Origin of the sequence: Rhodopseudomonas pseudopalustris (genome assembly GCF_900110435.1) — a bacterium.
Lineage (GTDB): Bacteria > Pseudomonadota > Alphaproteobacteria > Rhizobiales > Xanthobacteraceae > Rhodopseudomonas > Rhodopseudomonas pseudopalustris.
On record NZ_FODT01000007.1, the window covers coordinates 98,415 to 111,597 of the forward strand.

12 protein-coding genes are annotated in these 13,183 nt (G+C 65.0%); 4 read left to right on the forward strand and 8 right to left on the reverse strand.

Going from position 1 to position 13,183, the window contains the following annotated elements; translation table 11 throughout:
* Positions 1 to 62: 62 nt before the first annotated feature.
* From BMY71_RS14945 to BMY71_RS14980, 8 genes are all read right to left on the reverse strand, one after another.
* On the reverse strand, positions 63 to 308 hold the full coding sequence (locus BMY71_RS14945; protein ID WP_092684747.1) for a YfhL family 4Fe-4S dicluster ferredoxin: 246 nt from the start codon (positions 306 to 308) through the stop codon (positions 63 to 65).
* 32 nt (positions 309 to 340) lie between these two features.
* Entirely contained in the window at positions 341 to 1,915 is a 1,575-nt protein-coding gene (locus tag BMY71_RS14950) for a benzoate-CoA ligase family protein (RefSeq protein ID WP_092684749.1), read from the reverse strand.
* 105 nt (positions 1,916 to 2,020) lie between these two features.
* Positions 2,021 to 2,854, reverse strand: a complete 834-nt coding sequence (bcrD, locus tag BMY71_RS14955) for a benzoyl-CoA reductase subunit D (RefSeq protein ID WP_092684751.1) — start codon at positions 2,852 to 2,854, stop codon at positions 2,021 to 2,023.
* 12 nt (positions 2,855 to 2,866) lie between these two features.
* The gene (bcrA, locus tag BMY71_RS14960; protein ID WP_092685009.1) at positions 2,867 to 4,180 is read right to left on the reverse strand and encodes a benzoyl-CoA reductase subunit A; all 1,314 of its coding nucleotides are present in this window, start codon (positions 4,178 to 4,180) and stop codon (positions 2,867 to 2,869) included.
* A 10-nt stretch (positions 4,181 to 4,190) separates the two neighbouring features.
* Entirely contained in the window at positions 4,191 to 5,501 is a 1,311-nt protein-coding gene (bcrB, locus tag BMY71_RS14965) for a benzoyl-CoA reductase subunit B (protein ID WP_092684753.1), read from the reverse strand.
* Complete coding sequence (gene bcrC, locus BMY71_RS14970) at positions 5,498 to 6,682, reverse strand: benzoyl-CoA reductase subunit C (protein ID WP_092684755.1); 1,185 nt, start codon at positions 6,680 to 6,682, stop codon at positions 5,498 to 5,500. Before bcrC ends, bcrB begins: the two co-directional genes overlap by 4 nt.
* A gap of 206 nt (positions 6,683 to 6,888) precedes the next feature.
* Positions 6,889 to 7,908, reverse strand: a complete 1,020-nt coding sequence (locus BMY71_RS14975) for a zinc-binding dehydrogenase (protein ID WP_092685011.1) — start codon at positions 7,906 to 7,908, stop codon at positions 6,889 to 6,891.
* 70 nt (positions 7,909 to 7,978) lie between these two features.
* Positions 7,979 to 8,506: a MarR family winged helix-turn-helix transcriptional regulator gene (locus BMY71_RS14980; protein WP_011501961.1), complete on the reverse strand. Its 528-nt coding sequence runs from the start codon at positions 8,504 to 8,506 to the stop codon at positions 7,979 to 7,981.
* A gap of 133 nt (positions 8,507 to 8,639) precedes the next feature.
* Between BMY71_RS14980 and badH the strand changes: the two genes are divergently transcribed.
* The 4 genes from badH (at position 8,640) to aliA (ending at position 13,134) form a co-directional block, all read left to right on the forward strand.
* Positions 8,640 to 9,407: a 2-hydroxycyclohexanecarboxyl-CoA dehydrogenase gene (badH, locus tag BMY71_RS14985; RefSeq protein ID WP_092684758.1), complete on the forward strand. Its 768-nt coding sequence runs from the start codon at positions 8,640 to 8,642 to the stop codon at positions 9,405 to 9,407.
* Between the two features lie 27 nt (positions 9,408 to 9,434).
* Positions 9,435 to 10,217, forward strand: coding sequence for a 2-ketocyclohexanecarboxyl-CoA hydrolase (gene badI / locus BMY71_RS14990; protein ID WP_092684759.1), 783 nt, complete (start codon positions 9,435 to 9,437; stop codon positions 10,215 to 10,217).
* A 71-nt stretch (positions 10,218 to 10,288) separates the two neighbouring features.
* Positions 10,289 to 11,440, forward strand: a complete 1,152-nt coding sequence (gene aliB / locus BMY71_RS14995; protein ID WP_092684761.1) for a cyclohexanecarboxyl-CoA dehydrogenase — start codon at positions 10,289 to 10,291, stop codon at positions 11,438 to 11,440.
* A gap of 50 nt (positions 11,441 to 11,490) precedes the next feature.
* Positions 11,491 to 13,134, forward strand: coding sequence for a cyclohexanecarboxylate-CoA ligase (gene aliA, locus BMY71_RS15000; RefSeq protein WP_092685013.1), 1,644 nt, complete (start codon positions 11,491 to 11,493; stop codon positions 13,132 to 13,134).
* Positions 13,135 to 13,183: the final 49 nt, after the last annotated feature.

Sequence of the window (13,183 nt, forward strand, 5' to 3'; positions counted from 1 at the left end):
TGACGCCGCTGCCGTCGACGCCCGATGTCCAAGTTGATTTCGTTGTCTCCATCATCTCGGACTCAGGAATGCAGCTGATCGTATTTGACCTGCAATTCTTCCGGCGTTTCCGACCAATCCGGATTGGCGACGACGCAGCCGGCAGGGCAGACGAGGCGGCACTGCGGTTCGTCCTCCGCCCCGACGCATTCGGTGCAACGCAGTGCGTCGATCACGAACAACGGTTCGCCGGCGGCAATCGCCTCATTCGGACAGACCGGTCGGCATGCGTCGCACGCCGTGCAGTCGTCATTGATCATCAGCGCCATCTCATCCTCCTTTTCGTCTTGTCGCTGCGACTTCAGCCCAACACGCCTTCGCGCAGCTTGAAGCGCTGGATCTTGCCGGTCGCGGTCTTCGGCAACTCATCGACGAACACCGTGCTGCGTGGATATTTGTAGGGCGCCAGCCGATCCTTGATGAAGGTCTTCAGTTCGGCCTCGGAGACGGTCGTGCCCGGCCGCTGCACCACATAGGCCTTCGGCTTGGTCAGGCCGTGCTCGTCGGCAATGCCGACCACCGCGGCTTCCAGCACCGATGGATGCTGCACCAGCGTCGCCTCGATCTCGAACGGGCTGACATAGATGCCGCTGACCTTGAGCATGTCGTCGGTCCGGCCGGCATAGGTGTAGGAGCCGTCCTCATTGCGGATGTATTTGTCGCCGCTTTTGGTCCAGCCGCCCTGGAAGGTCTCCTGGCTCTTGGCGCGGTTGCCCCAATACATCGTCGCCGACGACGGTCCGTGAATGTACAGATCGCCCGGCTCGCCGTCGGCCACCGCTCCGCCGGAATCGCCGCGCAGCTCGATCTGATAGCCCGGCACCGGCCATCCGGTGGTGCCGTAGCGCACCCGCTCGGGCCGGTTCGACAGGAAGATGTGCAGCATCTCGGTCGAGCCGATGCCATCGACGATGTCGAGGCCGAAATGGCGCTGGAAGCGCTGGCCGATCTCCGCCGGCAGCGCCTCGCCCGCGGACGACGCCAGCCGCAGCACAAGCTGCTCGCGCGCCGGCAGGTTGGGCGACGCCAACATGCCCGCATAGCCGGTCGGCGCACCGAAGAACACCGTCGGCTTCAGGCCGGCGACGCCGCCGAGCCAGCGCTTGAACACGGCGTCCGGCGTCGGCCGCTCCGGCATCAGCAGCGTGGTCGCGCCCACTGTCAGAGGAAACGTCAGCGCGTTGCCGAGACCATAGGCGAAGAACAGCTTGGCGGCCGAGAAGCAGACATCGCTCTCCTGCAGCTGCAGCGTATTGCGGCCGTAGAGCTCGGCGCTCCAGTATGGATTTGCCTGGGTATGGACGACACCCTTCGGCCGCCCGGTCGAGCCGGAAGAATACAGCCAGAACGCCGGATCGTCGGCGTGGGTGGCCGCGGGCTTTTCCAGGGGCGCATGCGCGCCGACGAAGGCCTCGAAGTCGACCTCGTTGGGTTCGAGCGGCGCGATCGGATGAGACACGATCACCTTGTGCACTTCGTGATCGCTTTTGGTGAGCGCCGCCTTCAGCGTCGCCCGCAACCCGCCGCTGACCAGCACCGCCTGCGCCCGCGAATGCTCCAGCATGTAGGCGTAATCGTCCGCGGTGAGCAGCGTGTTGGCCGCGACCGGAACGACGCCGGCATAGATCGCGCCGAGAAACGCGACCGGCCAGTCGGTGCCGTCCAGCATCAGCAGGAAAACGCGCTCTTCGCGCTTCACACCGAGGGCGCGAAGGCCGGCCGCCATCCGCCGCGCTTTGTCGTCGAGTTCGGCGAAGGTGAGGGCGCTGGAATCGTCGACGAAGGCCAGCTTGTCCGGCCGGCTGCGATTGGCCGACAACAGATGCTGGGCAATGTTGAATCTCTCGGGCGGCGCCGCGACTACGGCAGCGTTCATGGTGTCACTCCCTGACCACTCTTGCGTCCGGACGCGATCTTGATGCCGCTTTCCGATTTCATCATGCCGTTGCTACAGGCACCGGCGTGGTGCCCTGGCTACGGCTCAGGCCGCGTTCGCCATGTCGGCGAGCTTTTGGTGGCGGAACGCGCCCCACAATGCGGCGCCGAAAGCGCCGGCAAAGATCGCGTCCGGATGGCTCTCGAGCGGGACGTTGAACTTGGCCTTGGCGACCGCGTCCTGCATCGCCTCGACCAACCCCTTGTCGAGCGCCAGGCCGCCCGTCATCTGCACCACGCCGTCGATCGTGCCGAGGGTCTTGAGCAGCTTGGCGAGGCGATCGGCCATCGATTCATGGATGCCGCGCAGGATGTTCGGCGCGGTGATGCCGCGTGACACCATGTTGATGACGTCGGTCTCGGCCAGCACCGCGCAGATGCCGGAGACCTTCTCCGGATTGTCGGCCTGCTTCGACAGCGAGCCGATCTCGTCCTGCGCGATGCCGAGATAGCGGGCGATGTTCTCCAGGAACTGGCCGGAGCCGGACGCGCACTGGCTGGTCATCTTGTAGGACAGCACCTTGCCGCGCTCATCCATCCGGATGGCGCGGCCGTGCAGCGCGCCGGTGTCGAGCACCGCGCGGGCATCCGGCCGCAGATAAATCGCGCCGCGGGCGTGTGTCGTCATCGAGTAGAAATGCCCGGTGTGGAAGGCCAGCGCCTCGCCTTCGCCGGTGGTGGCGCAATAGGCGATATCGCCGCGCGCCAATCCAGCCTCCTTCAGCACATTGTCGTAGACCTCGCCGGCAAGCTTGAGCGGATCGCGTTGCCGCACCCGCTCGACCTGCTTGCCGAGGCAGATCTCCTTGCCATCATTCACCTCGAACAGCGCCACCTTGATGGCGCCGGTTCCGACATCGATCCCGGATGTGATCGGCATAGAGAATCCTCCTTAGGCAGCGACGGCGCGGCGTGCGAACTCGGATGCGCCGAGCGCGCCGGTGTAGATCGAGTCGGGATTGATGTTGATCGTCACGTCGCCGTAGTTCTCCTTGATCAGCTTGCGCAGCTCGCGCACCGCCGCCTCGTTCTTGGCGACGCCGCCGGTGAAGGTGAACTGGTCGGTGACGCCGCCCGAGCGCGAAATGATCGAGATCGCGCGTAGGATGATGGCGCGGTGCAGGCCGGCGAGGATGTCCTCGCGCTTCTCGCCGAGCGACAGCCGGTCGCGCAGCTCGGCGCCGGCAAACACGGTGCAGGTCGAGTTGATCCGGGCCGGGCGGTTCGACTGCATCGCCAGCGGGCCGAGCTCGTGCAGGCCCATGTTCATTTCGTCGGCGATGTAGCCGAGATAGCGGCCGCAGCCGGCGGCGCAGCGGTCGTTCATCTGGAAATTCTCGACGATGCCATGGCCGTCGATCTGGATGCCCTTGGTGTCCTGGCCGCCGATGTCGAGTACGGTCCGGGTGCCCGGATACATCATGTGCGCGCCAAGGCCATGGCAGAGAATCTCCGAGCGGATGTGCTCCTTGGAGAACGGCAGGGTCACCCGGCCATAACCGGTGCCGACCAGATAGGTCTCCTCCAGCTCGATCTCGAGCGTGGCTTCGATCATTTTGGTGTAGTCGCCTTCGCCATCGGCGACGTGCGAATCGGCGTCGAGCATCCGCGCGGCGGCGCGCCGGAATTTCTCGCTGAGCTCGCCGCCCGGCGGACGGTTCTCGACCTCGATGATCGACTTGTCGTAGGCGTTCAGCACGATCTCGAGCGCCACGCCCATCTCGCGCGCCACCGCTTCGGCATGGACGTGGAAGCGCGAGCCGGCGATGTCACGGAAGAAGTCGGACTTGCGCTTGGCGTCGGGGGCGTACAGCGCCGGCGCCTCGGCGCGCAGCCGGGTGAACACCTCGTGCAGCGCCTCTTTGAGCGCGCCGGCGACGGCGGCGAAGCGGTCGCTTTTCAGTTGGCCGTGGCAGGTCTCCTCCAGATCGTCGAGCTGTTCGAGGAACTGGACCAGGCGGAAGTTGCGCTCCAGCGCGGCCAGGAAGTCGCGGCTGTGTTCGTGGCCGGACTCGCCGGCATGCAGCGCCCGGCGGAACAGGGTGAAGCGGGCGTCGATCCGCGCTTCCTCCGAGGCGACCCGCGCCGCTGTGGCGTAGTTCGACCGCGAATTGGTGATGCCGCGGCCGATCACCTCTTTGTTCTCGTCGAGCAGCACCGCCTTGGTGGTGGTCGAGCCGAGATCGATACCGACAAAGGTACGCATCATCCCTCCCTCAGGCCGCGCCGCGCAGGCCGGCGCGCTTCTGCTCGATCATCTGGAAATAGCTCTCCAGCCGGTTCTTGACGTTGGCGGCGGAGAAATAGCGCGGGTCGACCAGGTCGGTTTCGATGAAGGCCGCCGGCTTGCCGGTGCGCTTCTCGACCTCGCGCATCATCAATAACTGGCCGGCCGAGAACGAATTGCAGCTCTTGATCGAGTTGATCAGCAGCCCGTCCGCCTCGTACTCATTCATGTAATTTTCGAGCATGTCGACGCGCATCGGAAGATTGCGGTTGGTGTAGACGTTGAGGCAATATTCGGCCAGCGACTCCAGCGGCCGGTCGGGATCGTGGCGGAAGCCGAAATCATAGGTGCCGCCGACCTTGGTGTAGCTGGAGGCGACCACCACCGCGCCTTCGTCGTAGAACATCTTCCAGAACTGACGGAAGTTGGTGTAGTTCGGCGGCCCCTCGACCACCAGGCGATAGCGTTCCTTGCCCATGTCGCCGTCCGGCGTCACCGGCCCCTTGCCCTCGGCGATCCGCTGCTCGACCTCGGCGCGGAGGAACTTGTAGTAGTCGATCGCGTCGTCGGTGCCGCGAAACGCGCCGAAGATCGGCCCGATGTAATAGATGCCGCCGAAATAGGCGTCGATTGGCGACGGCTTGTTCTTCGCCGATTGCAGCACCCAGACGTGATCGTCCTCCGCCTTGGCGGATTTGCGCAGGTACTCGCGCAGCCGGTCGATGTCGAACTTGACGCCGGAGATCCGCTCCAGCTTCGGGATCACATCCTGCTTCAGCTGCTTCACCATATAGGCGATCATGTCCTTGGTGATCTTGCCGTCGGCGAGATACGGCGTCTGGAACATGATGGTCTCGCAGCCATATTGGCGGCGCAGCAGTTCGAACCACTTCATGAAGGTGAAACAGCCGGTATAGGACAGCAGCAGCACGTCCGGGTCCGGCAGCCTGCGGCCGTTCGGGCCGATATTGCCCTTCGCCATCATGCCGATGTCCGACTTCACATAGGTGCAGACATCCTCGGAATGGCCGAGCTTCTCTGCCTCCATCACGAACGCGCCGCTCTGGCGACGCAGCCCGTTCTGGATGGCGTTGACCTCCGGCAGGTTGTTGACCATGTCGAAGCACATCAGCAATTCGTTGAGATTGCCCGGCACGAAGGTGGCGGCGACCTTCTCGCCGCGCTCCTTGGCGTTGGCGAGACGATCGTAATGGGCGTTGACCATCTCCTTCTGCCGCGCCATCGAGGCGTCCTTGACGATTTCGGGCGGCCTGGTCTTCGGTCCGACGATGATGGTCATGCCCCGCTCCACAGTTTGATCGAATCGGCGAAGGTGCCGGCCTGCTCGCGGATCGGCTGCATCTGGCCGGAGTTCTCGGCGTATTTGAAGGCGATCTGCGGAATGCTGTGCTGCTTCAGCACCGCCTGCAGCATCGGCCGCTCGAGCAGTCCCGGATCGCAGAAGCTGGTCATCGCGAAGATCACGCCCTCGGCGCGGTTCTTGCGCACGCTGTCGACCAGATACAGCCCCTTCTTCGCCTCGTCGGGCTCGTATTTCGGCGGCGTCGATTTGGAGTCGTGCAGATAGGCGCGCGCCAGATTGCCGAGCGGATCGCCGTCCAGCGCGACGTCGGAGTTTTCCCAGCGGGCGACCAGGATGAAATCGTCATCGACGATGTAGCAGCCGGACAGTTCGATCGACTTGATCAGGTTGAGCGGCGGCTGTTCGCAGAACATGCCGCAGATCACCACCCGGGAATTGTCCTTGATCGGCTGCTGCTGCAGCCGGGCGGCGGCGAGATAGTCGGCGAGAATCTGGTTGTGCTCCTCGACCGGGATCACCATGCCGGCGCGCAGCAGCAGATACAGCTCGGAGGATGGCACGTGCCACGGCTCGGCCGCGCGCAGCGCATACAGCTCGCGGATCAGCCGGCGGTTCTCGTTGAACACCGCGATCGAGGCGCGCAGCGCCTCGCTGGTGATCGGCTTGCCCGTCATCCCGGACAGCCATTCGCAGGTCTCGCGCAATTCGCTGACATAGAACTCGCCGCCGAGGTCGTCGTCGAAATTGTGCGGCAGATCGATGTAGCGCGCACCCTTGTCGGGAAACATCAGCTTCCACATCCCCGACAGATTGCGGATCACGTCGCAGATCGAGGGGAACATCATGCCGTCGACGAAATCGAGGCGGCCGGAGACGCCGAGCTCGATGGTCGAACGCGGGATCCGGCAGATGTAGCTCTGGTAGTAGGCGTCGCCGTGGATCACCTCGAGCTGGTCGCCGCCGCCGAAGATTCCGAGCGGCAGGCCGCCGGCGGCGTGCACCAGCTCGCGCGGAGCGTAATACGGCAGGAAGCCGACCACGATCCGGCCGGGCTTTGCCGCCTTCCATTCGCGCGCGGCGGAGAAACTGAGATCGGAAAACAGCGCCTCGCAGCGGTTGACGATGTCACCCGTGGTCTGGCGCGCCCTGTCGAGCATACCGATGATCCTCCCTGTGCTCCGCAAGGTCGCTGAAGCGGTTGTTGCCCAGCTTCCCCGGACTATTAAATCGTAAACTAGTATTGGAATGCGAAAATAGAATTGATCTGGATCAAATTCGATCTGGATCAACGGCGCGGCGTCCGGGAGCGAAGATCTCTGCGCTTCGCCAGGGCGAGGGGGCGCTATGCCGCGCCCCGCTGTTGTTAGATATCGATGGCGATTTTGCCGAATTGCTCGCCGGATTCCAGCAGCGCAAAGGCATCGCGGACGTCGTCGAGCCGATAGCGGGCGTCGATCGGGGGGCGGAGCCGTCCTGCGGCGCACCATTCGATCAGTTCGGCGAATTCGTCGGGATTGCCGAGCGTCGATCCGAAGATCTGCAGCTGGCGGATGAACACCCGGCGCAGATCGGCGGACGGATTGTCGCCGATCGTTGCGCCACAGGTCGCGATCCGGCCGCCCCGCACCAGCGATTTCAGCGCCGCGCTCCACATCGCGCCGCCGACATTCTCGATCACCACATCGGCGCCGCGGCCGCCGGTCAGTCCCATCACCGCGGCGGGGATCTTGTCCGCCGGTGCATCGATCACCGCGTCGGCGCCGTGGGCGGTGGCGCGGTTCAGCTTCTCGGCGCTGCGCGAAGTCACCAGCACCCGCGCGCCGGCGGCTTTGGCGATCTGCAGCGCGGCGAACGACACGCCGCCGCCGATGCCGAACACCAGCACGGTTTCGCCCGGCTGTAGCTTCGCCTTGGTGAACAGCATCCGCCAGGCGGTGAGATAGTTCACGCCCAATGCCGCGCCCTGGGCGAAGTCGAGGCCGGCGGGAATTTCCAGCGCATTCGCGGCCGGGACGCAGACATATTCGGCCATGGTGCCGTCGCAATGCTCGCCGAGCAGGCGCATCTTGGCGCACAGCACCGGCTCGCCACGGGCACAGAATTCGCAGTGGCCGCAGACGAGGCCCGGGTAGATCGTGACGCGGCGGCCGATCAGCGCGCCGTCATCGGCCGCCTCGATCACCCCGGCGCCGTCGACGCCCATGATCTGCGGCAGCGTATGGGTGATCCCCGCGCCGCTGTCGCGCATATAGAGGTCGACGCGGTTGACGGTCGCCGCCTTCATCCGGACCAGAACCTCGCCCGGCTGACGTTGCGGCGTCGGCCGCTCGCCGACCACGATGACCTCGTTGCCGCCGTGGCCGGTCATAAAGGCTGCCTTCATTGCTTCCATCCCATTTTGCTTTTGATCGTGTGTGCGTCGCAGCTGAAACCTCACCGCATGGCGACGCAGTTCAGTCCCGAGGTTCCTCATCCGCATCCAGGTCGGATGCGCCGTCGTCGATTCGCTTCATATTGTCGAGGATCTTGAGCAGGTAGTGCAGCGCATGCGTGGTGTCGTTGATCGAGAAATCCGCAAGTACCTGATCGTAATAGGCGCGGATTTTCGGTTGGGCGAGATCGTTCCAGACATGGCGGCCGGTTTCGGTCATCGTTACCAGGCGTGAACGACGGTCGCGCGCATCGGGCACGATCGCGACATGCCCGTCGCGTTCCATGCGGCCGATCAGCCCGGCGAGATTCTGCCGGCTCACCATCAGATAGCGGGCGAGATCGCCGATGCTCATGCCCGCTTTCGCGACCGGGCGCGACAGCGCACCGAGCACGGCCCATTGCTGGGTGGTCAGCCCTTCCGCTTCGACTGCGCGCGTTCCGGTTTTATGCAACATATTGGCGCATTGATAGAGCCGAAAAAACAATCGGTTAGCGAGCTCAGTCTTCGTTGTAGCGGTGTTAGATGCAGATTTTGTATTCCGTGCCATCGACTCCCTCTTGCGGATTTCGGCCCAGCGCGATAGATATAACAACATGTTGTCCTAAAAGCCAAGCCATGGTCGGCGACCGTCGGCCAAGAGCGGGGGCAAAGTCAAACACCGGGACAGGGAGCAAGCAGGGATGGCGCGTCTGCAGAACAAGACAGTCGTGATCACGGGCGGCGGCGGCGGCATCGGCGGGGCGACGTGCCGCAAGTTTGCGCAAGAAGGCGCCAAGGTCGCTGTGCTGGACCTCAATCTCGAAGCCGCCGAGAAAGTCGCCGCCGAGATCCGCGCGGCCGGTGGCGTCGCCGAAGCGTTCAAGTGCGACATCGCCGACCGGGCCAGCGTCGATGCCGCCGTGGCGGCGACACAAACCAAGCTCGGTCCGATCGACGTGCTGGTGAACAATGCCGGCTGGGACATCTTCAAGCCGTTCACCAAGTCCGATCCCGGCGAATGGGAGAAGCTGATCGCGATCAATTTGACGGGCGCGCTGCATATGCATCACGCCATCCTGCCGGGCATGGTCGAGCGTCGCTACGGACGCATTGTCAATGTCGCCTCCGACGCCGCCCGTGTCGGCTCGTCGGGCGAGGCGGTGTATGCGGCGTGCAAGGGCGGTCTCGTCGCGTTCTCGAAGACGATCGCGCGCGAGCACTCCCGTCACGGCATCACCGTCAACGTCGTCTGTCCCGGCCCGACCGATACGGCGCTGCTGGCCGGCGTCACCAGCGGCGCGCCCAATCCGGAAAAGCTGGTCGAAGCCTTCACCAAGGCGATCCCGCTCGGACGCCTCGGCCAGCCGGACGATCTCGCTGGCGCGATCGTCTTCTTCGGCAGCGACGATGCGTCGTTCGTCACCGGCCAAGTGCTCAGCGTCTCCGGCGGGCTGACGATGAACGGTTGATCAGAACAAAACAGCGGGAGGATGCCCATGAAGTTCGAGGACCTGATCTACGAAATCCGCAACGGCGTGGCCTGGATCATCATCAACCGGCCCGACAAGATGAACGCGTTCCGCGGCACCACTTGCGACGAGCTGATCAAGGCGCTGTACAAGGCCGGCTATGACAAAGACGTCGGCTGCATCGTTCTGGCCGGCGCCGGCGACCGCGCGTTCTGCACCGGCGGCGATCAGTCGGCGCATGACGGCAATTACGATGGCCGCGGCACCGTCGGCCTGCCGATGGAGGAGCTGCACACCGCGATCCGCGACGTGCCGAAGCCGGTGATCGCGCGGGTGCAGGGCTATGCGATCGGCGGCGGCAACGTGCTGGCGACGATCTGCGACCTGACGATCTGTTCGGAAAAGGCGATCTTCGGCCAGGTCGGCCCGAAGATGGGATCGGTCGATCCCGGCTACGGCACGGCTTTCCTGGCGCGCGTGGTCGGCGAGAAGAAGGCGCGCGAGATCTGGTACATGTGCCGCCGTTATTCCGGCAAAGAAGCGGAAGCCATGGGCCTCGCCAATCTCTGCGTGCCGCACGAGGAACTCGACGCCGAAGTGCAGAAATGGGGCGAGGAGCTGTGCGAACGCAGCCCGACCGCGATCGCCATCGCCAAGCGCAGCTTCAACATGGACACCGCGCATCAGGCCGGCATCGCCGGCATGGGCATGTATGCGCTGAAGCTCTATTACGACACCGAGGAATCGCGCGAGGGCGTCAAGGCACTGCAGGAGAAGCGCAAGCCCGAATTCCGCAAATACGCCAAGTAGCACATCGCTCCGGACATCGAATGACGCCGAGGACAGTCTCGGCGTCGGCGGGCAGTTAGGGAGGCGGATCGGTGAATCCTTATCTGAACGACGATCTGGTCGCGCTCGGCGATCAGGTGCGGCGATTTGCAGCCGATCGCATCGCACCCGGATTCCAGGAGCGCGACCGGACGCGCGTGCTCGACCGCGGGCTGATGCGGGCGATGGGCGAGATGGGCTTCATCGCGCCGGAATTGCCGGAGCAGTTCGGCGGGCTGGGCCTGGGCTGCCTTGCCGCCGGCGTCATCCACGAGGAGGTCGCGCGCGCCGATCTCAGCATCTCCTACATCAATCTGCTGGCGTCGCTGAACGGACAGATCCTGTCGCAATTCGGCCGGCCGGAGGTGGTGAAGCCGTGGCTTGCGCGTCTGACCGCGGGCGATGCGCTGGTGGCGATCGCGCTGACGGAAACGCGCGGCGGGTCGGACGCCGCCAATCTGCGGCTGCGCATCGCGCGCGACGGCGACGACTACATCGTCAACGGCGAGAAGACCTCGATCTCCGCCGCCGACCAGGCCGACGCAGCCGTGGTGTTCGGCCGCACCGGAACGGTGGAGGCCGGCGCGCACGGGGTGACGGCGCTGCTGATTCCGATGGACCTGCCGGGGATCAGCCGCAGCCGCTTCGACTGCCACGGCCAGCGCGCGATCGGCCGCGGCTCGCTGTTCTTCGAGAACGTCCGAGTCCCCGTTTCGCATCGCCTCGGCGACGAGAACAAGGGCTTCGTCCAGGTGATGCAGGGCTTCGACTTCTCCCGCGCGCTGATCGGACTGCAGGTGCTCGCGGTGGCGCGGGTCGCGCTGGAGGAAACCTGGGCGCATGTGGCCGAGCGGCAGGCCTTCGGCAAGCCGCTGTCGGCGTTCCAGGGCGTCGCGCATCCGCTCGCCGATCTCGACACAAAGGTCGAGGCCGCGCGCCTGCTGTGCCTGCAGGCGTTGTGGCTGAAGGACAAGGGCGCGCCGCACAGCGCCGAAGCGGCGATGTGCAAATGGTGGGCGCCCAAGCTCGCTTACGACGTCGTGCATCAATGCCTGCTGATGCACGGCCATGGCGGCTACGACCGCGGCGTGATGGAGCAGCGTTTGCGCGATGTGCTCGGCTTCCAGATCGGCGACGGCACCGCCCAGATCATGAAGACCATCATTGCCCGCAGCCGGGCCGGCCGCGCCGCCGTGCCGGCCTGAGCAGGGCTGCGGCCACGACAACGCGCGCCGATCACAACGGGGAGATGACCATGGAATTCGATGCCGTATTGCTGCCGGCGCGTCGGGCCGAGAGCATCGCCCGCGGGTTCTGGCACGACCGCACCATCAACGACGATCTCGATGCCTGCGTCGCCGCCTGCCCGGACAAGACCGCCCTGACGGCGGTGCGTCTCGACGGCGGTCAGCCGCGCCGTTTCAGCTATCGCGAACTCGCAATGCTCGCTGATCGCGTCGCGGTCGGGCTGTCGCGGCTCGGGGTCGCGCGCAACGATGTGGTGGCGATGCAACTACCGAACTGGTGGCAGTTCAGCATTCTCTACCTCGCCTGTTCGCGCATCGGCGCGGTGCTCAATCCCTTGATGCCGATCTTCCGCGAGCGCGAATTGTCGTTCATGCTGAAGCACGGCGAGGCCAAGGTGCTCGTCGTTCCGAAGACCTTCCGCAATTTCGATCACGAAGCCATGGCGCGCGGGCTGCAGCCGTCTTTGCCGGCGCTGCAGCGGATCGTGGTGGTCGACGGCGGCGGGGCAGATGATTTCAACGCGCTACTGACCATCCCGGAATGGGAGCAGCAGCCGGACGCGCAGAAGATCCTGAGCAGCAACCGGCCGGGTCCGGACGACATCACGCAACTGATCTACACCTCGGGGACCACGGGCGAGCCCAAGGGCGTGATGCACAGCGCCAACACGCTGATGGCCAATATCATTCCCTATGCCGAGCGGCTCCGGCTCGGCGCAGACGACGTCATCCTGATGGCCTCGCCGATGGCGCATCAGACCGGCTTCATGTACGGGCTGATGCTGCCGATCATGCTGAAGGCGAGCGCCGTGCTCCAGGACGTCTGGGACCCGGCCAAGGCGGCCGAACTGATCCGGGCGGAGCAAGTGAGCTTCACCATGGCCTCCACCCCGTTCCTCACCGACCTCACCCGCGTCGTGAAGGAGAGCGCGCAGCCGGTTCCGAGCCTCAAGACCTTCCTCTGCGCCGGCGCGCCGATTCCGGGGCCGCTGGTCGAACAGGCGCAGATCGGCCTCGGCGCCAAGATCGTTTCTGCTTGGGGGATGACGGAGAACGGCGCCGTCACTCTGATCAAGCTCGACGATGACGACAGACTGGCCTCGACCACCGACGGCTGCGCGCTGCCGGGCGTCGAGGTGAGGGTGGTCGACGGCGACGGCAACGCGTTGCCGGCCGGCCAGATAGGTCGCCTCGTGGTGCGGGCGTGCTCGAATTTCGGCGGCTATCTGAAACGCCCGCACTGGAACGCCACCGACGCTGAGGGCTGGTTCGACACCGGCGATCTCGCCTACATGACCGCCGAGGGCTACATCCGGATCAGCGGCCGCAGCAAGGACGTGATCATTCGCGGCGGCGAGAACATCCCGGTCGTCGAAGTCGAAGCCCTGCTCTACAAGCATCCTGCTGTCGCGCAGGTCGCCATCGTCGCCTATCCCGATGAGCGCCTCGGCGAGCGCGCCTGCGCCGTGGTGGTTCCCAGGAGCGGCGGGGCGATCGATTTCCCAGCGATGGTCGAGTTTCTGAAATCTCAGAAACTCGCGGTCCAGTACATTCCTGAACGGCTGATCGTTCGTGAAGCCATGCCCGCGACGCCTTCCGGCAAGATTCAGAAATTCCGCCTGCGCGAGATGCTGCAGCAGAACGACCTTTAGGGGACCGCGCCACGAGGAGCAGAGCCGGCGGCGCTGGATCGTCCTCACT

Bases quoted from the DNA above. Each gene is read 5' to 3' on its own strand.
- BMY71_RS14945 (WP_092684747.1), bottom strand. From the start codon at position 308: ATGGCGCTGATGATCAATGACGACTGCACGGCGTGCGACGCATGCCGA.
- BMY71_RS14950 (WP_092684749.1), bottom strand. From the start codon at position 1,915: ATGAACGCTGCCGTAGTCGCGGCGCCGCCCGAGAGATTCAACATTGCC.
- bcrD (WP_092684751.1), bottom strand. From the start codon at position 2,854: ATGCCGATCACATCCGGGATCGATGTCGGAACCGGCGCCATCAAGGTG.
- bcrA (WP_092685009.1), bottom strand. From the start codon at position 4,180: ATGCGTACCTTTGTCGGTATCGATCTCGGCTCGACCACCACCAAGGCG.
- bcrB (WP_092684753.1), bottom strand. From the start codon at position 5,501: ATGACCATCATCGTCGGACCGAAGACCAGGCCGCCCGAAATCGTCAAG.
- bcrC (WP_092684755.1), bottom strand. From the start codon at position 6,682: ATGCTCGACAGGGCGCGCCAGACCACGGGTGACATCGTCAACCGCTGC.
- BMY71_RS14975 (WP_092685011.1), bottom strand. From the start codon at position 7,908: ATGAAGGCAGCCTTTATGACCGGCCACGGCGGCAACGAGGTCATCGTG.
- BMY71_RS14980 (WP_011501961.1), bottom strand. From the start codon at position 8,506: ATGGCACGGAATACAAAATCTGCATCTAACACCGCTACAACGAAGACT.
- badH (WP_092684758.1), top strand. From the start codon at position 8,640: ATGGCGCGTCTGCAGAACAAGACAGTCGTGATCACGGGCGGCGGCGGC.
- badI (WP_092684759.1), top strand. From the start codon at position 9,435: ATGAAGTTCGAGGACCTGATCTACGAAATCCGCAACGGCGTGGCCTGG.
- aliA (WP_092685013.1), top strand. From the start codon at position 11,491: ATGGAATTCGATGCCGTATTGCTGCCGGCGCGTCGGGCCGAGAGCATC.